Below are 20,866 nucleotides of genomic sequence, written 5' to 3'. Positions count from 1 at the left end.
GTGCCTAGCGGGCCGGAACCCGCTCGATGTCGATCCCGCCGTTGTCCGTGGCCACGTCGATCACCCGGTTCGAGCGCGGGTCGTTGTCGACGTCGTTGCGCACCCCGCCGTTGTCGGTCTTGGTGGAGACCCGGTAGGTGTTCTGGTCGTCGGGCACGCTGATCCGGACGCCGCCGTTGTCGGTGCGCACCTTCACGTTCGTGGGCGCGGTGTCCAGGCGCAGGCGGACGCCGCCGTTGTCCGTGTCCACCGAGATCCGGCCGGCGTTCACCCGAGCCACGGAGACGCCGCCGTTGTCGGTGCCCAGGGTCAGGTTGCCGGTGCTGTCGCTGATGTCGATGCCGCCGTTGTCGGTATCGAAGCGCATGTCCTGCCGCAGCCCGTTCGCGCTGATCCGGCCGTTGTTGGTGGAGACGTGCAGCGGCACGTCGAGCGGGACCTTGATCCGGTACGACCCCCCGCAGTTGACGTTGACGAAGCCCGGGCAGTGCAGTCGGAGCTCGAGCCGGTTGCCCACCAGGGTCCAGCTCGGGTCGGGGCCGTTGATGCTGTGGGTGACCTTGCGGTCCACGGTGATCTTCCCGGGCTCACCCGCTTCGAGGGTGACCCCGCCGTTGTCCGTATCGATGACCAGATCGCCGCTGCTCAGCGTGAAGGCCCTCTGGTCGCGCACGTCGTGGCTGGAGAGCACGGTGATCCCGGTCCACGCCGCCAGCAGGATCCCCCCGATGGCGAACACCCCACCGAAGAAGATCAATGACGTCCGTAGCGGCCTTTTCATGACACTCTCCCCGACAGGTGATCCGAAGCTGTCCAAACTGTATGAGCGGCGGGCCCGGGCCCGGCATCCGGCGGTCACCCGAACCGGGGGTAGGGCTGGCCCCCCTGAGCGGACCGTGACGGATCGGGCGGGACGAGTGTTCGACACCCGCTGAACCCGGGCACTCTGGGAGCCGTTGGTCTGTGCGAGGGTCGTTCCCGCCCTCGGGTCCCGACCGCTTAGGAGTGCCGTTTCATGTTCGACACCGTCTCCGGCCTGCCCCTCCACGTCCTGGTCGTGCACTTGGCGGTGGTCATCGTGCCGGTGGCGGCGATCGCGAGCGTGCTCGTGGCGGTCCGCCGGCCCTGGCTGCTGCGCGTCGGGTGGTGGGTGGTCGGCCTGGACGCCGCCGCCGCGCTGACCACCTTCGTCGCCAAGGAGAGCGGCGAGAAGCTGCTCGCCCGGCTGGACCGACTCGGCGACGGCACGCGCAACGCCGCCGTGCAGACGCACGTGGACCGGGGCGCGGACATGCTCTGGTACGCGCTCGGCCTGCTCGGCGTCACGCTGGTGCTGCTGCTGGTCGCCCGGCATCGGGCCGCCGCGACCTTCCGGCCGCGGACGATACCGCCGATCGTGGTCCCCATCGTGGCCGCGTTGACCGTGGTCGCCGCGGTGCTCGCGGTCGTCCAGGTGGTGCGGGTGGGCGAGTCCGGTTCGAAGGCGGTCTGGGAACCCACGGTGCAGAACAGCCTCGCGGCGCCGCGCTGACCCGCGCGGACACCCGGGGTGACACCCGGAGTCAGTCGCCCTCGTCGCGCTCGCGCGTGCTCAGCAGCCGGCGCAGCGAGTACAACCGGGCCGGGTCCGCGTGCCCGGCCTCGACCCACGCGTCCAGCGCGCAGTCCCGCTCGTCGTGCGAGCACGCCCGCGGACAGTCCTCGGTGCCCGCCGCGAGGTCGGGGAACGCGTTGATCACCCGGCCGAGGTCGACGTGGTTGAGGCCGAACGAGCGCACACCCGGGGTGTCCACGACCCAGCCGCGGACCTCGCCGGGCTCGGCCGCCTCACCCGCGAAGGGGGGCAGCCGCAGGGTCAGCGCCGACGTGGTGGTGTGTCGGCCGCGACCGGTCACCTCGTTGACGTGTCCGACCGCGCGCTGGTGATCCGGGACCAGCTCGTTGACCAGGGTGGTCTTGCCGACTCCGCTGTGACCGACGAAGACGGTGATCTTGCCGGCCAGGCGCGCGCGGATCGGGTTCAGGTCCCAGTCGGACGCGCTCCTGGTGACCACGTGCTCGACGCCGAGTGCGCCGTACATCTCCAACAGGTCGTCGGGAGAGGCGAGATCGGCCTTGGTCAACACCAGCAGCGGTTCCAGGCCCGCGTCGTAGGCCGCGACCAGGCAGCGGTCGATCAGGCGCGGGCGCGGCTCCGGGTCGGCCAGCGCGGTGACGATCGCGAGCTGGTCGGCGTTGGCCACGATGATCCGCTCGTACGGGTCGTCGTCGTCCGCGGTGCGGCGCAGGGTGGAGCGGCGCTCCTCGACCCGGACGATCCGGGCCAACGAGCCGTCCTCGCCGCTGAGGTCGCCGACGATGCCGACCCGGTCGCCGACCACGACGCCCTTGCGGCCCAGCTCGCGGGCCTTCATCGCGGTGATCGAGCGGTCCGGCGCGTCCTCGTCCTCCAGCAGGCAGGTGTACCGACCCCGGTCGACGGTCAGCACCCGGCCCTCGCGGGCGTCCTCGTGCTTGGGCCGGGTCCGGGTGCGCGGGCGCGAGCCGCGCTTGCCCGGGCGGATCCGGATGTCGTCCTCGTCGAGGTCCTTGCGTCGGTTGGAGCCGAGTCCCGCCATCGTCCCGAGCCCCTCAGCCGCGTCGCGCGTTCAGCATGCGCGTCCACAGGCCGGTGAAGTCGGGCAGCGTCTTCGCGGTGGTCTCCACGTTCTCCACTTCCACGCCCGGGACCACCAGGCCCAGCACGGCGGCCGCGGTGGCGAGCCGGTGATCGTCGTAGGTGTGGAAGACGCCGCCGTGCAGCGGGCGCGGCCGGATCTCCAGGCCGTCCTCGATCTCGTTCACGTCGCCGCCGAGGTCGTTGATCTCCTTGACCAGCGCGGCCAGCCGGTCGGTCTCGTGCAGGCGCAGGTGGGCCACGCCGGTGAGCCGGCTGGGGCCGTCGGCCAGCGCCGCGACCGCCGCGATCACCGGGGTCAGTTCGCCGACGTCGTGCAGATCGGCCTCGATGCCGTGCACCGCGGTGCCGCCGGTCAGGGTCAGGCCCGCCGAGGTCGGCACGCACGAGCCGCCCATCGCGGTGAAGATCGAACGCAGCCGGTCACCGGGCTGCGTGGTGTACTCCGGCCAGTCCCGTACGGTCACCGAACCGCCGGTGACCAGCGCGGCGGCCAGGAACGGCCCGGCGTTGGACAGGTCCGGCTCGACCACCATGTCGCGGCCCAGCAGCGCGCCCGGGGCGACCCGCCACACGTTCGGCTCGGCGTCGTCGACCCGCGCGCCGGCCGCGCGCAGCATGTCCACGGTCATCGCGATGTGCGTCATCGACGGCACCGAGCTGCCGGTGTGCCGAACCTCGACACCCAGGTTGAAGCGCGGCCCGGACAGCAGCAGCGCGCTGACGAACTGCGACGACGAGGACGCGTCGATGCGCACCACGCCGCCCTCGACCCCGCCGCCGCCGAGCACGGTCATCGGCAGCCGGGCCTCGCCCTCGTCGTCGATCCGGGTGCCCAGGTCGCGCAGCGCGTTGATCACGCCGCCCAGGGGGCGCTCGTACGAGCGCGGGTCGCCGTCGAAGCGCACCGGCCCGTCGGCGAGCGCGGCCACCGGCGGCAGGAAGCGCATCACCGTGCCCGCGTTGCCGCAGTCCACGGTCGCGGGGCCGGTGAGCCCGCCGGGCAGCACGTACCAGTCCTGACCGCGGTCCTCGATCACCACGCCGAGCGCGCGCAGGCCGGCCACCATCAGCAGCGTGTCGCGGCTGCGCAGCGGGCGGCGGACATAGCCGGGACCGTCGGCCAGCGCGGCCAGCACGAGGGCGCGGTTGGTCACCGACTTGGACCCGGGCACCTCGACGGTGGCGGTCACGGGAGCGGAGGCGACAGGGGCAGACCACAACGCAGACATCACGGTCCAAGCCTAGTCGTTTGCGGGCCCGCCCCCGATTTCGATTCGGTACGTGGCACCCTGGACGCCATGTGTGGCCGGTACGCGTCCAGCAAGAGCCCCGACGACCTCGTCGAGATGTTCGAGGTCGATCGCTTCGACCCCGCGGACGAACTCCCACCCGACTGGAACATCGCGCCGACCAAACAGGTCTACGCGGTCCTGGAGCGCGCGGTCGAGTCCGGTGGCCCGCCCGCCCGGCAACTGCGCACGGTCAAGTGGGGCCTGGTGCCGTCCTGGGCCAAGGACCCCGGCATGGGCGCCAAGATGATCAACGCCCGGTCCGAGACCGTGCACGAGAAGCCGGCCTACCGCAAGGCGTTCGCCGCGCGGCGGTGCCTGCTCCCGGCCGACGGCTACTTCGAGTGGCACACCCCGGAGACCGCGCCGGACGGCCCCAAGGGCGCGTCCCGCAAGCAGCCGTACTGGATCCACGCGGCGGACGGCTCCGAGGTGGCCTTCGCCGGGCTGTACGAGTGGTGGCGGGACCGGGGGCGCGCGGACGACGACCCGCTCGCGTGGTTGTGGACGTGCACGATCCTGACCCTGGACGCCGATCCCGAGCTGTCCCGGATCCACCACCGGATGCCGCTGGTGCTGACCCGGGACAAGTGGGACGAGTGGCTGGACCCGGCGTGGACCGAGCCCGAGGAGGTCCGCGGCCTGTTGGTGCCGCCGCCCACCGGGTTCATGACCGCCCGCCCGGTCTCGACGGACGTGAACAACGTGCGCAACAACGCGCCCCACCTGCTCGACGCGATTCCCGAGGACGAGGTCACCGTTGACGCGACGCTCTTCTGATCCGACCGGGCCCGTCCGCGTGGAGAACGTCGGCGTCGAGGCGGACGCCGTCGCGCCCGAGGCGACCCGGGGGCCCGCGGCGCCCGAGGTGTTCGAGGTGGACACGCCGGTCGGCGCCGCGCGGGTGAGCGTGCACCGCGCGACGGGCGGCCCGGCCCGGGCGTGGTTCGTGGCGAGCCACGGCGCCGGCGGCGGGATCGAGGCGCGCGACCTGGTCGCGCTCGCGGCGGCGCTGCCCGCGCGCGGCATGCACGTGGCCCTGGTGGAACAGCCGTGGCGGGTCGCCGGCCGCCGACTGGCTCCCGCGCCCAAGACCCTGGACGCGGGCTGGCGACCGGTGCTGACCGAGATCTCCCGGCGCAACCGGGTCGAGGGGCTGCCGGTGTTCGGGGCCGGCCGCAGTGCCGGTGCGCGGGTCGCGTGCCGGATGGCGGGCGAGACCGGTGTGGCGGGTGTGGTCGCGCTGGCCTTCCCGCTGCATCCACCCGGTCGGCCGGAGCGTTCGCGCTTGGCTGAACTGCTCGGCGCCGGCGTGCCGACCCTCGTCGTCCAGGGCGAACGCGACTCGTTCGGGGGCCCGACGGAGTTCCCAAAGGAGGGTCCGAGCGTGCTCGCGGTGCCCTTCGCGGACCACGGATTTGCCGTGCCCAAGCGTGCCGAGATCACCCAGGAAGCGGCATTGGCCCTGATCACAGCGGGTGTCGGCGATTGGCTGGTGGCCGCGAGCGGGCGGGAATGATCCGTGTCGGCGACGTGTTCCCCCAACTGTCAAGCGTCGACGAGTGGAGGTCGCTCCCATGCTCAAGGCCGCAGGTTCGGTTGTCCGAAACGAGGCACCGTTTCTCGCCTGGCCCGAGTGGGGTGCGGGCACCGATCAGCCTCGGGCGATATCGTCGACTCCTGGCTTGAAGGAGGTGGGTCTCGTACCGGAGACCTTGGAGCAGCAAGACGCGCGGTTCGAGCGGGACGCCCTGCCGTTCCTCGATCAGTTGTATTCGGCGGCCCTGCGGATGACCCGCAACCCGGCGGATGCCGAGGACCTGGTCCAGGAGACGTTCGCCAAGGCGTACGCGTCGTTCCACCAGTTCAAAGAGGGCACCAACCTCAAGGCCTGGCTGTACCGCATCCTGACCAACACCTTCATCAACTCCTACCGCAAGAAGCAGCGGCAGCCGCTGGAATCGCATGCGGAGGAGATCGAGGACTGGCAGCTGCACCGCGCCGAGTCGCACATGTCCACCGGACTGCGCTCGGCCGAGGCGCAGGCGCTCGACCACCTGCCGGACTCCGACGTGAAGACGGCCCTGCAGGCCATTCCGGAGGAGTTCCGGATCGCGGTGTACCTCGCCGATGTCGAGGGCTTCGCGTACAAGGAGATCGCGGACATCATGGGTACTCCCATCGGGACCGTGATGTCGCGCCTGCACCGCGGGCGGCGCCAGCTTCGCGATCTGCTGGCCGACTACGCACGTGAGCGCGGCCTCGTCCCCGCAGGCACCGACCGGAAAGGCTCGGACTCATGAGCTGCGGTGACCACCACGAGGTGGATTGCTCCGAGATCCTCGGGCACCTGTACGAGTACATCGACAACGAGTTGGCGGACGCGGACTGCACCAGCATCCGCACCCATCTCGACGAGTGCTCGCCGTGTCTGGACAAGTACGGGCTCGAGCAGCAGGTGAAGGAGCTGGTGCACCGCTGCTGCGGGCGCGACGAGGTCCCCTCGGAGCTGCGCAACAAGGTGCTGGAGCGGATCAAGCTGGTGCGGGTCGAGGTGGACGCGCAGCGGGTCTCCGTCGAGGAGACCGTGGTCGAGATAGAGCGACCGGGTCGGTCCTGACCCGGCCGACGCGCCGGCGCCGTCGGGTCCTCGACCCGATCGAGTGGCCGACCCGCGCGGGTGGCTGACCCGAACGAGCTAAAACAGGGCGCATGGCCGGGATAAACCGGGCATGCGCCCTTCGGCCGTTGGTGGGGCGCCCTATTCTCGGTGGTCCGAGCGACCAGCCGAGGAGTCGCATGCGCACGCTGCCGCCGAGCGCCCGGATCCACGTCGGGATCGTGGTGGGCGGGTCCGTGCCCGCGCTGATCCTGCTGCCGTGGTCGGGCGTGGACATCGATCGACTGGGCGCTTTGGCGGTGTTGTTCATCGCCTTCGGGGCGGTGGCCCGAGCCCGACTCACCGGCCTGAGCGGCGCCCCCGACGGGGCGCTTTTTCCGTTGGTGTGCGCGGCCGTGCCGCTGTTGCCCGGCGGCGCGGCGGCGGCGATCGTGGTGCCCGGCGTACTGATCGCGCGGGCCCGTGCCGCCGACCCGGTCACTCCCGTGGTCAACGCCGCGCATCTGGTGTTGTCCGTCGCGGTCGCCTCCCGGGTGTACGAACTCCTGGACGGGTCGCGATATCCGACCGCTTCCGAGTTACCCGCCAAGCTGGTGCCGACGGCCGTGGCGGGAGTGGCGCTGTACGTGGTGAGCGGGCTGCTGGACGCCGGGTTGTGCACCGCGACCCAGGGCGCCGCCCGACTCCCGGTGTTGCGCGAGGTGTTCGTGCGCTCGACCGGCTGGCGGCTGGGCTCGGTGCCGATCGCGCTGATGATGGCCGTGTTGTGGCAGCAGCGGCTGGGCGTGTTCGCGGCCGTGCTCGTACTGCTCCCGCTGTACGTGGCCTTCTGGGCCTACGCCCAGCAGGCGCGCGAGCGGGCGGCGCACGAGGCGACCGTGCGCACCCTGGTGCGCGCGGTGGAGATCAAGGACGGCTACACCCGGGGCCACAGCGAACGGGTGGCCCGGGCCTCGGTGTTGATCGCCCGACGGCTGGGCATGCGGGAGGACCGCGTGGTCCGGCTGCGCTACGCGGGGATCCTGCACGACGTCGGCAAGCTGAGCGTGCCCACCCGGGTGTTGACCAAGCCGGGGCGGCTGGACGCGGACGAACTGCGCGAGATGCAGCGACACCCGGTCAGCGGCGCCGAGATGGTGGCCGACCTGACCTTCCTCGGCGAGGCGCACGGCGGCATCCTGCACCACCACGAACGCATGGACGGGCGCGGTTATCCGGCGGGCCTGGTCGGCGCCGAGATCCCCGAGTTCGCCCGGGTGATCGCGGTCGCGGACGCGTTCGACTCGATGACCTCGACCCGCTCCTACCGACCCGCGCGCGGCGCGGACGCGGCGATGGCCGAACTGCGGCGGTGCAGCGGCAGCCAGTTCGACCCCAGGATGGTCGAGGCACTCGCCCAGGCATTGGACCGGCACGGCTGGCCGGAGGGCGAGCCGGCCGAGGGCGGCGAGCCGGCCCGGACGCCGAAGCCGACGGGCGGGCTGCGCGACCGGGTGCCCGGGCCGCGCGGGGAATCGCCCGCCGACACCCACTCGGTGGCCCGCGGACGGGTCGGTGGCGACTCGTGACGGCGACCGAGGTCCGGCCCGAACGGGGCGGTACGACCGGGCGACTGCGCGCGCACACCGGTACCGCGGTGCTCGTGCTCGGTGCGCTCGCCGCCGTCGCCGCGCTGGCCGCCACCGCGGCCCGAGGCGTCGTGCAGCCGTCCTACGCCCTGGTGTTCGGCACGGTGATCGCCGTCGGCGAGATGGCCCGGGTGAGCCTGCCGGACGGTCGGGAGACCGCTCCGCTGGGCGCGGCCGGCGCGCTCGCGTACGCGCTGCTCCCGGACGTGCACGGCACCGTGTCGCGGCACGGTGTGCTCCAGGTGGTCGCGGTGGTCGGGGTCGCGCTGCTCGCCGGGACGTTGCCGCACGTCGCGCGCGGTCGGGCGCCGGCGCCGGGGTACGTCGCGCGCCGGTTGCTGGCGGCGGGCTTCGCGGCGACGCTGTTTCGGCCGCTGTACGCGACCGGCGGGCTCGATCCGGTGATGGCGCGCGGGTGGGCCTATGGCACGTTCCTGGTCCTGGTGGTGCTGTTGACGTCGCTGTGCGACGCGGTGGCGGCCGCGATAGTGCGGGTGGGCGGCCCGTTCTGCCCCGTGCTGCTGGCCGAACTGCGGGCGCTGTGCGCGGGGTTGAGCCCCACCGAGCGGATCGGGCCGGATGGCGAGGGCACCGGGAACAGGGCCTGCGGGCTGACCGGGATCGGCACCGCCGTGGGCGCGACCGGGATGCTGATCGCGCTGTCCACCAGCGCGTTGGGGCTGTGGGCGGTGCCGGTGTTCTGCGTCCCGTCACTGCTGGTGCTGCTGTCCTTCCGCCGCTACACGGCGATCCGGATGGTGCATCGGCAGACCGTCGACGCGCTGTCCCGGCTGCCGGAGGCGGCCGGGTGCGGGTCGCCGGGGCACGCGGCCCGGGTGGGCGAACTCGCGCACGCGGTCGGGGTGGACCTCGGGCTCGGCGAGGTGGAGCTGCGCGAGCTGGCGTACGCGGCGAAGATGCACGACATCGGGCAACTCGCGCTCGTCGACCCGGTGCCCGGCGGCACCACGCTGGATCTGCCCGAGGCCGAACAGCGCCGGATCGCCCGACTGGGCGCGGACGTGATCCGGGAGAGCGGCGTGCTGGACCGGGTCGCCACCATCGTGGCCGCGCAGGCCGACCCCTACCACGACGACGCGGCCGGGCCGCCGCCACCGCTGGCCAGCCGGATCATCAAGGTCGTCAACGCCTACGACGACCTGATCGCGCCGACCGACGACCCGCGGGCGCGGCGCGAGGTGTTCGCGCGGCTGCGCGCCGACGCGGCCGGGGCGTACGACCCGCGGGTGGTCGAGGCGCTGGCGCAGGTGCTGGAGCGGGCCGACTGAGCGGGAGGCCGGCTGCCGATGCGGGCCGGCCTTGTCGTCGATGACGCCCGCCGCAGGCGGCTTCCCGTGGTTGGATTTCGGGCGGGGCGCGATCGCGCCCCGCCCGACACGCGCTTCACAACGGCCCGACCCGGGCCCGAAGGAGGAACGACGATGGCCGAGCAGGTCCTGGCGGAGATGGTGGCCAACGTGGCCAAGGTCGTCGCCCACGAGGGGGACACGGTCGAGGCCGGCAGCACCCTGGTCATTCTGGAGTCGATGAAGATGGAGATCCCGGTCCTCAACGAGTTCCCGGGCACCATCGCCCGCATCACCGTGGCCGAGGGCGACGTGATCCAGGAGGGTGACCCGATCGCGGTGATCGAGTAGCCGCCCCCGCCGAGGTGTCCTGCGGGGGGCGCCCCGGCCGGGTCGGGCCGACCGCTCGCGCCCGGGTCGAGCGCGCCGGGTCGAGCCGCGCGCACCGGGCCCCTCGTGCCGGTCAGGCCGACGTGAGCACTCCGTGCTCGACGCACTTGGCGGTCCAGCCGCGCGGGGTCACCTGTACGGTCATCCGCCGCCGGCACTGTCCGCAGTAGCGCGGCGGTTCGAGTTCGCGGCGCCGCACACAGTCGTCGTGCGCGGCGCCGGCAAGCTGTTCGCCGCAGTGGTCGCAGAAGGCTGCAATGGTGGTCACGGCCGTAGATTACGGCCTGCGCCCCCAACGCCGGACCGGCCCTCCCGGCGGCCGCGGCACGCGTGCCGGGTCAGGTCCGCGGGGTCTCGCGCAGGTCCTTGAGGTAGCAGATCAGTTCCACCTCGGGCACCGGCCACCAGTCGCGCTCGGGCGCCCGGTGGAAGCCCATCCGCGCGTAGAGGCGGTGTGCGGCGCGCATGTCCCACACGGTGGAGATCGCGACGGCGGTGAAGTGGTGCTTGCGGGCCCGCTCCAGGCAGGCCTCGACCAGCGCCTCGCCGATGCCACGCCCCCGCGCGTCCGGGTCGACCGCGAGCATCCGGAACTCGCCCTCGCCCTCCCGGGAGACCTCCGCGTACGCGCTGCCGGGCAGCACGAACGCGACGGTGCCCAGGATCTTGCCGTCGGCCTCGTCCACGGCCACGAGCAGCTCGGAGTTCTCCGCGCGGTGCGCGGCCTTGCGCAGATCCTCGACGTAGTCCCGGTCGGCGGCGAGCAGACCCGCGTAGCCCGCGACGGTCACTTCCCCCACCGCCTCGTACTCCTCCGGACGGGCCTGGCGAATGTGGACGCCGGCGGGAGCGGGGTGCCGATCGTGGGGTCGGGCCGCGGCGGCGGAGACAGGAGGATTCATAGCCGTCCAGTTTACGCTGCGGATCACACCCCGATGGTCGCACGCGGGTAGATCGCCTCCGGATCGGTGAGCACGTTCAGCAGGTACGGCACGCCGGAGGCGAACGCGCGGCGCAGCGCGGGGGCGATCCGCTCGGGCCGGGTGATCGTCTCGCCCGCGCCGCCCAACGCCCGCACCACGTCGTCGTAGCGGGTCGCCGGGGCCAGGTCGGCGGCCACGTCGTGGCCGTACAACATCCGCATCGGATGCTTCTCCAGCGCCCAGCAGCCGTTGTTGCCCACGATCAGCACCACCGGGAGGCGGTGCCGGACCAGGGTGTCCACGTCCATCAGCGAGAAGCCCGCAGCGCCGTCCCCCAGCAGCAGCACCACCTGGGCCGAGGGCCGGGCCAGCCGGGCGCCCAGGGCGTAGCCCAGGCCGGTGCCCAGGCAGCCGTACGGGCCGGCGTCGAGCCAGCCGCCCGGGCGCGCGGGCTCGATGTACTTGCCCGCGAAGGACACGAAGTCGCCGCCGTCGCCGATCACCACCGCGTCCTCGTCGAGGACGCGGAGCAGTTCGCCGTGCACGCGGGCCGGGTGGATCGGCCGGCCGGCGCTGCCCAGGAGCGGGGCGTCGGACTGGGCGGCGGTGTGCGCCGCGGCGCGCACGTGTGTGGACCAGGTCCGGTACATGCCGACCCGGCCGACCCGTGCCCATGCGACGGTGAGCGCGTCGAACAGGGCGCTGAGGTCGGCGGCGGCGGTGATCGCGCAGTGCGCGTGCGGGCCGGTCCCCGGCGCGGAGTCGGTCAGGTGCACGACGCGGGCGGGCGGGCCGCCGGCCCGGCCGCCGAAGCTGCCGTAGCCGAGGCGGAAGTCCAGCGGCGCGCCCGCCACCAGGACCAGGTCGGCGCCGCCGAGCGCGGCCGCCCGGGCCCGGCCGGCGAGCAGCGGGTGGCCGGTGGGCAGTACACCGCGGCCCATGCCGTTGGCCACCACCGGCAGGCCGATCGTCTCGGCGGCGCGGCGCGCGGCCTGCTCGGCGCCGCCGATCCACACGTCCTGGCCGAGCACCAGGACCGGTCGCAGCGCGCGGGCGAGCAGGTCGGCGATCTCGGCGACCACGTCCGGGTCGGGAGGCACCGGCGCGGGCGGCTCGACGGGTGGCAGCGCCACCTCGGCCCGGTCGTAGAGCACGTCCATCGGCACGTCCAGGAAGACCGGACCCCGGTGCGGGCTGTTCGCCAGGGTGAGCGCGGCGTTCACCTCGGCGGCGATCCGGTCGGTGTCGTGCACGGTGGCCGCGCGCTTGGTGACCGGCGCGAGCAATGGCGGGTGGTCCAGTTCCTGGAGCGCCCCCGAGCCCCAGCGGAACGCGGGCGCCCGGCCGCCCAGCACCAGCATCGGCGAGCCGTTGAACCAGGCGGTGGCCACCGCGCTGATCCCGTTGGTGACGCCGGGCCCCGCGGTCAGGACCGCCAGTCCCGGTCGGCGGGTGAGCTTGGCGGTCGCCTCGGCGGCGAACACGGCGGTCTGCTCGTGCCGTACGTCCACCACCCGTAGCGGCGGCTCGGCGTCGACCGCGGCGTCGTAGAGCGGGAAGACGTGGCCTCCCGACAGCGTGAACATCGTGTCGATCCCGTGCGCCCGGGCGGCGGCGACGGCCAGCGTGCCACCGTGTCCCTCGACCCGCCCGTCGCCGGTTTCGCGTTCTTGGTCCCCTCGTCGTGCGCGCATGTCCGGCCTCCGTCGCCGTAGACGCCGCCACCGTCGTGCCGGAGGGAAACCTATCCGCGTGCGCTACCGGGCAGTAGGGGGCGACCGCCGACGGCCCCGGGTCGGGGGCCGTCGGCGGCTCGGGCAGGGGCGCCCTACAGGGTCTGGTTGAGCGCCTTGACCGGCATGCTCAGTTCCTCGAGCAGTTGCAGGTCGGCGTCCGCGGCGCGGCCCAGGGTGGTGAGGTAGTTGCCGACGATCACCGCGTTGATCCCGCCGAGCAGGCCCTCACGCGTGCCCAGGTCGCCGAGCGCGATCTCCCGGCCGCCCGCGTAGCGCAGGATGGTCCGGGGGAGGGCGAGCCGGAAGGCGCCGATGATCTTGAGCGCCTCGCGCGGCTCCAGCACCTCCTGGTCGGCGAACGGGGTGCCCGGGCGCGGGTTGAGGAAGTTCAGCGGTACCTCGTCCGGCTCCAGCTCGGCGAGCTGACCGGCGAACTCGGCGCGCTGCTCGGCGGACTCGCCCATGCCGACGATGCCGCCGCAGCACACCTCCATGCCCGCCGCGCGCACCATCCGCAGGGTGTCCCAGCGCTCCTCCCACGTGTGGGTGGTGACCACGTTGGTGAAGTACGACTTGGCCGTCTCCAGGTTGTGGTTGTAGCGGTGGATGCCCATGTCCGCGAGTTCGTCGACCTGCTCCTGGGTGAGCATGCCCAGCGACGCGGCGATGTTGATGTCGACGGCCTCGCGGATGGCCGCGACGCCCTCGCGCATCTGCTTCATCAGCCGCTCGTCCGGGCCGCGTACGGCGGCCACGATGCAGAACTCGGTGGCGCCGGTCGCGGCGGTCTCCCGGGCGGCCTGCACCAGCGAGGGGATGTCCAGCCACGCGGCCCGTACGGGGGACGGGAACAGGCCCGACTGCGAGCAGAAGTGGCAGTCCTCGGGGCAGCCGCCGGTCTTGACCGACACGATGCCCTCGACCTCGACCTCGGGGCCGCAGTGCCGGACCCGGACCTCGTGCGCGAGCTGGAGCAGCTCTTCCAGGCGGTCGTCCGGGAGGTTCAGCACGGCGAGCACCTGATCGGCGTCCAAGCCGCGCCCCTCGTCGAGGACTTGGTGCCGGGCCACCGCCAGGATGTCGTCGTTCACGGTCTGCGTACGGTCACTGTCGAGGGTTTCCGTCATGTCGCTCACCTCGCGGTCGGATCCTGTATGGCGCGGAACGCGGCCGGATCGAAGGTACCGCCCAGGGCGGGGGACAAACTCGCGCGGGCGGTGAGCAGGAAGTCGGCGGGGTGCAGCGAGCCCGCGCCGGCGGGCAGGACACCGGCCAGCGGGCGGGCGGCCAGGGTCTCCAGATCCCGGACGTTGCAGCGCATCGCCAGGTCGGGTTCGGCGGGCCAGGAGCCGATCACCACGCCGACCAGGTCCACGCCCCGGTGCGCCATCGACTCCAGGGTGAGCGCGGTGTGGTTGAGCGTGCCCAGGTCGGGCCTGGCCACCACGAGCGCGCCCGCTTTGAGCTCGTGCGCGAGGTCGGCGATCGTGGTGCCGTCGTCGTCGAAGCGCACGAGCAGGCCGCCCGCGCCCTCGATGACGACCAGGTCGGTCTCCTTGGCGAGCCTGCGCACCCGGTCGGCGACGCCGTACAGATCCACCGGCGGCAGGCCGGAGACCCGGGACGCGGCGGCGGGGGAGAGCGGGTCCGGGTAGCGGGAGTACTCGTGCAGGTCGGTCACCCCGGCCAGGCGCCGCACGTCCGCGAGGTCCCCCGGCTCGTCCGGTGCCACGCCCGTCTGCGAGGCCTTGACCACCGCCACCGTGCCACCGCGCACGGCCGCGATCGCGGCGACGGCCGCCGTGACGATCGTCTTGCCCACCCCGGTGTCGGTACCGGTCACCACGAGAACGCTCATGGCGGTTCAGCCTAGAGGGACCTTGGGCCTGCGGTTCGTGGACCTGTGGCCCCGGTGGGCGACCCGGGGGCGGGTGCATGATCGAGGTGGTGGGTGTGCGGCTCGGCGGAGCCGCCTCACTCGCCGATTCGGCGGCCCGCTGCACGGGGCTGTGGGAGCGAACGGCATTGCTCCGGCGATCGGCCGGGCGACCCGGGCAGACCCGGATCACCCGGCCGATGGCGTGCGGCGGGGCCGATCGCCGCCGGGTTCACTCCTGGGGGCGGCGCAGGCGGGCGACGAACTTGTACCGATCCCCCCGGTACACGGACCGGACCCACTCGACCGGTTCACCCTCGGTGTCGAAGCTGTGTCGGGACAGCAGCAACAGCGGCAGGCCCACGTCGGTGCCCAGCAGGCCCGCCTCGCGCGGGGTGGCCATCGCGGTCTCGATCGTCTCCTCGGCCTCGGCCAGGTGTACGTCGAAGCCGGCCGACAGGGCCCGGTAGAGCGAGTTGTGCTTGGCCAGGTGCTTGCGCAGGCCCGGGAATCGTTTGGTGGACAGATGTGTGGTCTCGATCGCCATCGGCTCGGAGTTGGCCAGCCGCAGGCGCTCTATCCGCAGCACCCGGTTGCCGGGCCGGATCGCGAGCCGTTCCGCGAGGTGGTCGTCGCAGGTGATGTAGCCGATCTCGATCAGTCGCGAGGTCGGCTCCAGGCCCTGTGCCTGCATGTCCTCGGTGTACGAGGTGAGCTGGAGACTCTGCGCGACCTTGGGCTTGGCGACGAAGGTGCCCCGGCCCTGGGCGCGCTCGAGCCGGCCCTCGATGACCAGTTCCTGGAGCGCCTGGCGCACGGTGGTGCGCGAGATGTCGAACTGCGCCGCGAGGGTTCGCTCGGGCGGCACGGGCGTACCCGGTGGCTGGGTGTTGGTCAGCTCCTGAAGATGGCGCTTGAGGCGGTAGTACTTGGGCACGCGCGCGCTCGACTCGAGGCCGGCGTCGCCTCCTGCCATCGCACTGTCCGCCGCGGTCGTGGTCGCGTGTTCCGCCGTCACCGGTGCCCTCCTGACACGTTCGGTCCCCATCGTGGCACGACCACCGATCCCCCCAGGACCAGGAGTGCGGATGTCGGTCCGATAACAGCGCGGGTTCGCCGTCTACGGAACCTTGACACCCCAATTGGTCTATGCCAACCTCCGAAATGGTCTAAACCATTGATGGTCACCGCGCAACCCTCGTCCCTGGTGCGTCAGTGTTTTCCCATTCGAGTCCCCTCCCCAGTGGGGGACTCGGTCGGTCCGCGCACCTCACGGATCCGACGGGGGACATCGGCAACTCCAAACCGAACTGCGGTGCCCGACATCCTGAGGAGGATGTAGTGAAGCGTCGTCTTCTCGTCGCGGCCGGTGTCGCGGCGGCGCTGACCGGTGTTGCCGCCTGTGGATCCGACAGCAGCGATGACAACAAGGACAACAAGCCGGCGGCGGCGTCCAACGCGCCGGCCGCGGGCAACGGCAAGACCGTCCGCGTCTGGCTGATGAAGGGCTCCGCGCCCGACGACTACATCGCCGCGCTCAAGGCGAAGTTCGAGGCGGACCACCCCGGCGCCAAGCTGGACGTGCAGATCCAGCAGTGGAACGGCATCGGCCAGAAGGTCACCGGTGCGCTGGCCAGCAACGACGCGCCCGACGTGATCGAGGCCGGCAACACCCAGATCGCCCAGTACGGCGCCTCGGGCGGCCTCAAGGACCTCAGCTCCAAGGTCACCGAGCTCGCCGGCAAGGACTGGCTGACCGGCCTGTCCGACCCGGGCAAGGTCGACGGCAAGACGTACGGCATCCCGTTCTACGCCGCCAACCGTGTCGTGATCTACAACAAGGAGCTCTTCGCCAAGGCCGGCGTCCAGCCGCCGAAGACGCGCGCCGAGTGGATCGAGAACACCAAGAAGCTCAACACCGGCGACCAGCAGGGCATCTACCTGCCCGGTCAGAACTGGTACTTCTACGCGGGCCTGCTCAAGGACGAGGGCGCCGACATCGCCACCAAGTCCGGCAGCGCCTGGAAGGCCAACCTGGACGCCGCCCCGGCCGTGGCCGCCGCGAACTTCTACAAGGAGCTCCAGGCCCTCGGCAAGGGCCCCAAGGACAGCGACGAGAAGACGCAGCCCGAGGTCCTCGCGGCGGACGGCGGCAAGATCGCCCAGTTCGTCGCGGTGCCGGCCGAGGCGGAGACCATCGCCAAGGCCAACCCGGCCCTGAAGGACAAGTTCGGCTTCTTCCCGATCCCGGGCAAGGACGCGAGCAAGGCCGGCGCGGTGCTCACCGGCGGTTCCGACCTGATGGTCCCGGAGGCGTCGAAGAACCAGGACCTGGCCTACGACTTCATCAAGCTGATCAACAGCGACGAGTGGCAGACCAAGCTCGCGCAGGCCACCAAGCAGCTCCCGAACAAGACCACGCTCGCCAGCGCCGTCACGGCCGACCCGGGTGGCGCCGCGATGATGGAGGGCGCGAAGAACGGCTTCGCCACCCCCAACTCGCCGAACTGGGCCTCCGTCGAGGAGAACAACCCGATCAAGGCGTACCTCACCAAGGCGCTGACCGGTGGCGACCCGGCCGCGGCCGGCAAGGAAGCCAACGCGTCGATCGAGAAGACGCTGAACACCAAGAACTGACCCGGCGCGTGCACCCGAACCGCTGAGCGCCTCGGGTGAAGCGCAACCGGGCCGAACGACCGGCTCCCGTCGCGGGGTACACCCTCGCGGCGGGACCGGCTCGGCCCACTCGGCGCGGCCCGCCGGCGGTTCCCCGCCGCCGGCTCCGCGCTCTCGCCACGTCCCGCCATCGGGCCGGACGGGCCGCAGACCCCCGACACCGAACAACGGGAAGGCAGCTGTGTCAGCCTCCAAGGCAGATGCGGTGGTCGCGACACCTACGCAGCCCCCGCGCAAAGCGGCACCGACCGGTGCCAGACGCGCAACGAAGCCCCCGCGCAAGCCGTCGGGGATCGCCAAGCTGGTCACCCCCTACCTGCTTGTCGCGCCCGCGATCCTCGGGATCGCCTTCCTGCTGTTCTATCCGGTGGTCCGGAACGTCATGCTGTCGTTCCAGCACTACCGCTTCAAGCAGCTCATCTCGCGGTCGGCCGAGTACGTCGGCTGGGAGAACTACGACGCCGTCTTCAAGGACAGCGAGTTCTGGGAAGTCACCCGGCGCTCGTTCTACTTCACCGCGGTCAACGTCGTGGCGATCATGGTGATCTCGACGCTGTGCGCGCTGATGCTGATGAAGCTCGGCAAGTTCATGCGCATCCTCGTGCTGATCGGCCTGGTCGCCGCGTGGGCGACCCCGGTGATCGCGGCCACCACGATCTTCAAGTGGCTCTTCCGCTCGGACAACGGCGTGGTCAACTGGGCGCTGGTCAAGCTCGGCTTCGACTACGAGAACTACACATGGTTCGCGCACGGCACCTCCACGCTGGTGGTGGTGACCCTGCTGATCGTGTGGCAGTCGATCCCGTTCGCGACGCTGACCATCTACGCCGGCCTGACCACCGTGTCCACCGACGTGTACGAGTCGGCGCGGCTCGACGGCGCGGGCCCGGTGCGGATCTTCAGCTCGATCACCTTCCCGATCCTGCGCCCGATCTTCGCGCTGGTGGCCTCGCTCGAAGTGATCTGGATCTTCAAGTGCTTCGCCCAGATCTGGGCGATCGCGGGCGAGAACGGACCGATCAACGACGTGCGCACGCTGCCCGTGTACGCGTATCAGCAGGGCATGTCGCTCAAGTTGTTCGACATGGCCGGGGCGATCTCGACGATCACCGTGCTGATCCTCGTGGTGATGCTCGTCTTCTACTTCCGTCAGATGTTCAAGCAGGAGCGGGAGGCCGACAAGTGAAGGCGCGCACCCTGAAGCGGATTCCGCTCAACGTCGCGGCGCTGTTGGTCTTCGCCGTGTCGATCTTCCCGGTCTACTGGATGGTCCTCACCGCGTTCAAGCCGGCCAAGGACGTGCAGTCGCCGACCCCGAAATTCTGGCCGAGCTCGATCTCGTTCAAGAACTTCGACACCGCGACAAACCAGCCGTTCTTCTGGGACTACTGGCGCAACAGCCTGATCGTGGCCGGCGTCGGCGTACTGCTGGCCCTGGTCGTCGCGTGCTTCGCCGCGTTCGCGGTGGCCCGCATGCAGTGGAAGGGCCGGGCGCCCTTCATCCTGATGGTGTTCATCGCGCAGATGGCGCCGTGGGAAGCGCTGATGATCCCGATGTACCTGATCGCGCGGGACAACGACCTGCTCGACTCGCTGCCGATGCTCACCGCGATCTACTTCGTGATGACACTGCCCTTCTCGATCGTGACCCTGCGCGGCTTCCTCGGCGGCATCCCGGTCGAGTTGGAGGAGGCCGCCCGGGTGGACGGCTGTTCGCGGTTCACCGCGTTCCGCAAGATCGTCTTCCCGCTGCTGGCCCCGGGCCTGCTGTCCACGTCGCTGTTCGGCTTCATCACCGCGTGGAACGAGTTCGCGTTCGCCAACGCGCTGCTGATCAACAACCCGAACCAGCGCACGCTGCCGACCTGGCTCAACTCGTTCAGCAACGGTCTGACCACCGACTGGGGCGCCATCATGGCCGCCTCCACCCTGTTCATGCTTCCGGTGCTTGCGATCTTCCTGGTGTTGCAGGGCAAGGTCACCGGCGGTCTCACCTCCGGCGCGGTAAAGGGCTGATCGACCATGTCCGAACGTCTCGAGCGCCTCGCGCTCGCCGTCCTGCAGCCCGGTTTCGACGGTCTGACCGCGCCCGAGTGGCTGCGCCGACACATCGCCGGCGGGCTGGGCTCGGTGGGTCTGTTCGGTCGCAACATCGCGACCACCGAGCAGGTCACCGCGCTGACCGAGGAACTGCGCCGGGAGAACCCCGACCTCATCGTCGCGATCGACGAGGAGGGCGGTGACGTCACCCGCATCCACGTGAACACGGGCAGCCACTGGCCGGGCAACCTGGCGCTGGGCGTGGTCGACGACATCGCGACCACCGAGGCGGTCGCACGCGGGCTCGGGCGCGAGCTGGCCGCGTGCGGCGTCAACCTCAACTGGGCGCCGTCCGCCGATGTGAACTCCAACCCGGACAACCCGATCATCGGTGTGCGCTCCTTCGGGTCCGACCCCGAACTGGTCGCGCGGCACACCGCCGCGTACGTGACCGGCCTGCAGGCGGCCGGTGTGGCCGCGTGCGTCAAGCACTTCCCCGGCCACGGCGACACCGCGATGGACTCGCACCACGGGATGCCGCTCGTGGACGTCTCGCGCGAAACGCTGGCCACGCGCGAGCTGGTCCCGTTCCACGCGAGCATCGCGGCGGGCAGCAAGGCGATCATGAGCGCGCACATCCTGCTGCCGGCCTACGACACCGAGTTCCCGGCGACGCTGTCGCACAAGATCATGACCGGCCTGCTGCGCGGGGAACTGGGCTACACCGGCCTGATCGTCACCGACGCGATCGAGATGGGCGCGATAGCCGACACCTACGGCATCGCCGACGGCACGGTGCGCGCGATCGCGGCCGGCGTCGACGCGGTGTGCGTGGGCGGCGGACTGTGCGACGAGGACACCGTGCTGCACCTGCGCGACGCGTTGGTGACCGCGGTCCGCGAGGGCCGGCTCGCCGAGGAACGCCTGGTGGACGCGGCCGGCCGGGTGCACGCGCTGGCCACGTGGGCCAAGGTCGGCGCGGCCGAACCGGTCGACTACGCACTCGGCCTGGACGCGGCCCGCCGCGCGATCCGGGTGACCGGCACGGTGGTCCCGATCACCACCCCCGCACACGTGGTCGAGCTCTCGCCCACCGCCAACATCGCGGTCGGCGAGCAGACCCCGTGGGGCATCGCCCCGGTCCTGACCGAGGCCCTGCCCGGCACCACGGTCACCCGCGCCCGCACCGCCGACCCGCAACTGGTCGAGGACGCGCTGCGCTCGGCGACCGACCGCCCCCTGGTCCTGGTGGTCCGCAATCTGGACCACCACGACTGGGCGACCGAAATCGTGGCGAGCCTGCTCGCCGCCCGGCCGGACGCCGTCGTGGTCGAGATGGGCATCCCCGGAGCTGCCACTCCGGGCGCCGCCCACCTCGCCACGCACGGCGCCGCCACGGTCTGCGGGATCGCGGCGACGGAGATCCTGACGGCGCGGCGGCTGGGCTGAGCGCGCCGACACACGCTCGGCACGCCGATCGGCCACGAAGCGTCCGGACGCTGTGAACCGGTCGGACACGCTGCCGGCGGACACTGGGAACGGTGGTCGGCCCAAAACCGTGGCTCCGGCCGCCAGCGTGACCGGCGCCGGGATTCCCTCGTGCCCGCCGGTAACACCAACCGATCACCCGGCCCTCGACCCGCCGCACCGAACGCCCGACCGGCGACAACCACCGACACCGAACAAATTCAGCAAGTGGAA

Annotated in this window: 21 protein-coding genes; 12 read left to right on the top strand and 9 right to left on the bottom strand. The window is 71.7% G+C overall.

The features are described 5' to 3' along the window. Nucleotides 1-4 precede the first annotated feature (4 nt). Nucleotides 5-781 (bottom strand): DUF4097 family beta strand repeat-containing protein, encoded by a 777-nt coding sequence (locus tag ACIBSV_RS23995; RefSeq protein WP_395866230.1) that lies wholly within the window; start codon nucleotides 779-781, stop codon nucleotides 5-7. 234 nt (nucleotides 782-1,015) lie between these two features. Here ACIBSV_RS23995 and ACIBSV_RS23990 point away from each other — a divergent pair, with 234 nt between their 5' ends. After that, entirely contained in the window at nucleotides 1,016-1,531 is a 516-nt protein-coding gene (locus tag ACIBSV_RS23990; protein ID WP_395866228.1) for a DUF2231 domain-containing protein, read from the top strand. 31 nt (nucleotides 1,532-1,562) lie between these two features. On the opposite strand, the gene rsgA is transcribed toward ACIBSV_RS23990, so the two are convergent. Further along, on the bottom strand, nucleotides 1,563-2,618 hold the full coding sequence (gene rsgA / locus ACIBSV_RS23985) for a ribosome small subunit-dependent GTPase A (protein WP_395866226.1): 1,056 nt from the start codon (nucleotides 2,616-2,618) through the stop codon (nucleotides 1,563-1,565). Nucleotides 2,619-2,631: 13 nt separating this feature from the next. Beyond that, nucleotides 2,632-3,909 (bottom strand): 3-phosphoshikimate 1-carboxyvinyltransferase, encoded by a 1,278-nt coding sequence (gene aroA, locus ACIBSV_RS23980; RefSeq protein ID WP_395866522.1) that lies wholly within the window; start codon nucleotides 3,907-3,909, stop codon nucleotides 2,632-2,634. 69 nt (nucleotides 3,910-3,978) lie between these two features. On the opposite strand from aroA, the gene ACIBSV_RS23975 reads away from it, so the two are divergent. From ACIBSV_RS23975 to ACIBSV_RS23945, 7 genes are all read left to right on the top strand, one after another. Then, entirely contained in the window at nucleotides 3,979-4,749 is a 771-nt protein-coding gene (locus tag ACIBSV_RS23975; RefSeq protein ID WP_395866224.1) for an SOS response-associated peptidase, read from the top strand. Between the two features lie 88 nt (nucleotides 4,750-4,837). Further along, complete coding sequence (locus tag ACIBSV_RS23970) at nucleotides 4,838-5,488, top strand: alpha/beta family hydrolase (RefSeq protein WP_395866520.1); 651 nt, start codon at nucleotides 4,838-4,840, stop codon at nucleotides 5,486-5,488. A 148-nt stretch (nucleotides 5,489-5,636) separates the two neighbouring features. Beyond that, nucleotides 5,637-6,272: a sigma-70 family RNA polymerase sigma factor gene (locus tag ACIBSV_RS23965; protein WP_063744985.1), complete on the top strand. Its 636-nt coding sequence runs from the start codon at nucleotides 5,637-5,639 to the stop codon at nucleotides 6,270-6,272. Beyond that, a complete protein-coding gene (gene rsrA / locus ACIBSV_RS23960; protein ID WP_395866222.1) occupies nucleotides 6,269-6,589 on the top strand; it encodes a mycothiol system anti-sigma-R factor in 321 nt (106 codons plus the stop codon). Before ACIBSV_RS23965 ends, rsrA begins: the two co-directional genes overlap by 4 nt. 179 nt (nucleotides 6,590-6,768) lie before the next feature. Continuing rightward, nucleotides 6,769-8,157 carry an HD domain-containing phosphohydrolase gene (locus ACIBSV_RS23955; protein WP_395866220.1) on the top strand — a complete coding sequence of 463 codons (1,389 nt, stop codon included), beginning with the start codon at nucleotides 6,769-6,771 and terminating at the stop codon, nucleotides 8,155-8,157. Then, on the top strand, nucleotides 8,154-9,506 hold the full coding sequence (locus tag ACIBSV_RS23950) for an HD-GYP domain-containing protein (RefSeq protein ID WP_395866219.1): 1,353 nt from the start codon (nucleotides 8,154-8,156) through the stop codon (nucleotides 9,504-9,506). Before ACIBSV_RS23955 ends, ACIBSV_RS23950 begins: the two co-directional genes overlap by 4 nt. A 153-nt stretch (nucleotides 9,507-9,659) precedes the next feature. Continuing rightward, entirely contained in the window at nucleotides 9,660-9,875 is a 216-nt protein-coding gene (locus tag ACIBSV_RS23945; protein WP_355535427.1) for a biotin/lipoyl-binding carrier protein, read from the top strand. Between the two features lie 112 nt (nucleotides 9,876-9,987). Here ACIBSV_RS23945 and ACIBSV_RS23940 read toward each other — a convergent pair whose 3' ends face one another. From ACIBSV_RS23940 to ACIBSV_RS23915, 6 genes are all read right to left on the bottom strand, one after another. Continuing rightward, nucleotides 9,988-10,182 carry a hypothetical protein gene (locus ACIBSV_RS23940; protein WP_395866217.1) on the bottom strand — a complete coding sequence of 65 codons (195 nt, stop codon included), beginning with the start codon at nucleotides 10,180-10,182 and terminating at the stop codon, nucleotides 9,988-9,990. 70 nt (nucleotides 10,183-10,252) lie between these two features. Beyond that, nucleotides 10,253-10,816: a GNAT family N-acetyltransferase gene (locus ACIBSV_RS23935; protein ID WP_395866215.1), complete on the bottom strand. Its 564-nt coding sequence runs from the start codon at nucleotides 10,814-10,816 to the stop codon at nucleotides 10,253-10,255. A 23-nt stretch (nucleotides 10,817-10,839) separates the two neighbouring features. Further along, a complete protein-coding gene (locus ACIBSV_RS23930; RefSeq protein WP_395866213.1) occupies nucleotides 10,840-12,531 on the bottom strand; it encodes an acetolactate synthase in 1,692 nt (563 codons plus the stop codon). 134 nt (nucleotides 12,532-12,665) lie between these two features. Continuing rightward, nucleotides 12,666-13,700, bottom strand: coding sequence for a biotin synthase BioB (bioB, locus tag ACIBSV_RS23925; RefSeq protein ID WP_395866211.1), 1,035 nt, complete (start codon nucleotides 13,698-13,700; stop codon nucleotides 12,666-12,668). A gap of 5 nt (nucleotides 13,701-13,705) precedes the next feature. Next, the gene (gene bioD, locus ACIBSV_RS23920; RefSeq protein WP_395866209.1) at nucleotides 13,706-14,431 is read right to left on the bottom strand and encodes a dethiobiotin synthase; all 726 of its coding nucleotides are present in this window, start codon (nucleotides 14,429-14,431) and stop codon (nucleotides 13,706-13,708) included. 250 nt (nucleotides 14,432-14,681) lie between these two features. Further along, a complete protein-coding gene (locus ACIBSV_RS23915) occupies nucleotides 14,682-15,425 on the bottom strand; it encodes a GntR family transcriptional regulator (RefSeq protein WP_395866518.1) in 744 nt (247 codons plus the stop codon). Nucleotides 15,426-15,790: 365 nt separating this feature from the next. On the opposite strand from ACIBSV_RS23915, the gene ACIBSV_RS23910 reads away from it, so the two are divergent. The 4 genes from ACIBSV_RS23910 (at nucleotide 15,791) to ACIBSV_RS23895 (ending at nucleotide 20,614) form a co-directional block, all read left to right on the top strand. Continuing rightward, on the top strand, nucleotides 15,791-17,086 hold the full coding sequence (locus ACIBSV_RS23910; RefSeq protein WP_395866207.1) for an extracellular solute-binding protein: 1,296 nt from the start codon (nucleotides 15,791-15,793) through the stop codon (nucleotides 17,084-17,086). A gap of 220 nt (nucleotides 17,087-17,306) precedes the next feature. After that, the gene (locus tag ACIBSV_RS23905; protein WP_395866205.1) at nucleotides 17,307-18,311 is read left to right on the top strand and encodes a carbohydrate ABC transporter permease; all 1,005 of its coding nucleotides are present in this window, start codon (nucleotides 17,307-17,309) and stop codon (nucleotides 18,309-18,311) included. Continuing rightward, nucleotides 18,308-19,141 carry a carbohydrate ABC transporter permease gene (locus ACIBSV_RS23900; RefSeq protein WP_395866203.1) on the top strand — a complete coding sequence of 278 codons (834 nt, stop codon included), beginning with the start codon at nucleotides 18,308-18,310 and terminating at the stop codon, nucleotides 19,139-19,141. The genes ACIBSV_RS23905 and ACIBSV_RS23900 overlap by 4 nt, the downstream gene beginning before the upstream one ends. Nucleotides 19,142-19,147: 6 nt before the next feature. After that, nucleotides 19,148-20,614: a glycoside hydrolase family 3 protein gene (locus ACIBSV_RS23895; protein ID WP_395866201.1), complete on the top strand. Its 1,467-nt coding sequence runs from the start codon at nucleotides 19,148-19,150 to the stop codon at nucleotides 20,612-20,614. Nucleotides 20,615-20,866 lie beyond the last annotated feature (252 nt).

Source organism: Embleya sp. NPDC050154 (genome assembly GCF_044460165.1).
Classification (GTDB): Bacteria; Actinomycetota; Actinomycetes; order Streptomycetales; family Streptomycetaceae; genus Embleya.
Note: the sequence above shows the minus strand (reverse complement) of the source record. Positions and strands in the feature narration are given on the sequence as shown.

What these genes read in the sequence shown, in the direction of transcription:
- aroA (WP_395866522.1), bottom strand. Translation starts at nt 3,909, where the DNA reads ATGTCTGCGTTGTGGTCTGCCCCTGTCGCCTCCGCTCCCGTGACCGCC.
- ACIBSV_RS23915 (WP_395866518.1), bottom strand. Translation starts at nt 15,425, where the DNA reads ATGGCAGGAGGCGACGCCGGCCTCGAGTCGAGCGCGCGCGTGCCCAAG.
- ACIBSV_RS23990 (WP_395866228.1), top strand. Translation starts at nt 1,016, where the DNA reads ATGTTCGACACCGTCTCCGGCCTGCCCCTCCACGTCCTGGTCGTGCAC.
- bioB (WP_395866211.1), bottom strand. Translation starts at nt 13,700, where the DNA reads ATGACGGAAACCCTCGACAGTGACCGTACGCAGACCGTGAACGACGAC.
- ACIBSV_RS23930 (WP_395866213.1), bottom strand. Translation starts at nt 12,531, where the DNA reads ATGCGCGCACGACGAGGGGACCAAGAACGCGAAACCGGCGACGGGCGG.
- rsrA (WP_395866222.1), top strand. Translation starts at nt 6,269, where the DNA reads ATGAGCTGCGGTGACCACCACGAGGTGGATTGCTCCGAGATCCTCGGG.
- ACIBSV_RS23995 (WP_395866230.1), bottom strand. Translation starts at nt 781, where the DNA reads ATGAAAAGGCCGCTACGGACGTCATTGATCTTCTTCGGTGGGGTGTTC.
- rsgA (WP_395866226.1), bottom strand. Translation starts at nt 2,618, where the DNA reads ATGGCGGGACTCGGCTCCAACCGACGCAAGGACCTCGACGAGGACGAC.
- ACIBSV_RS23975 (WP_395866224.1), top strand. Translation starts at nt 3,979, where the DNA reads ATGTGTGGCCGGTACGCGTCCAGCAAGAGCCCCGACGACCTCGTCGAG.
- ACIBSV_RS23895 (WP_395866201.1), top strand. Translation starts at nt 19,148, where the DNA reads ATGTCCGAACGTCTCGAGCGCCTCGCGCTCGCCGTCCTGCAGCCCGGT.
- ACIBSV_RS23955 (WP_395866220.1), top strand. Translation starts at nt 6,769, where the DNA reads ATGCGCACGCTGCCGCCGAGCGCCCGGATCCACGTCGGGATCGTGGTG.
- bioD (WP_395866209.1), bottom strand. Translation starts at nt 14,431, where the DNA reads ATGAGCGTTCTCGTGGTGACCGGTACCGACACCGGGGTGGGCAAGACG.
- ACIBSV_RS23935 (WP_395866215.1), bottom strand. Translation starts at nt 10,816, where the DNA reads ATGAATCCTCCTGTCTCCGCCGCCGCGGCCCGACCCCACGATCGGCAC.
- ACIBSV_RS23945 (WP_355535427.1), top strand. Translation starts at nt 9,660, where the DNA reads ATGGCCGAGCAGGTCCTGGCGGAGATGGTGGCCAACGTGGCCAAGGTC.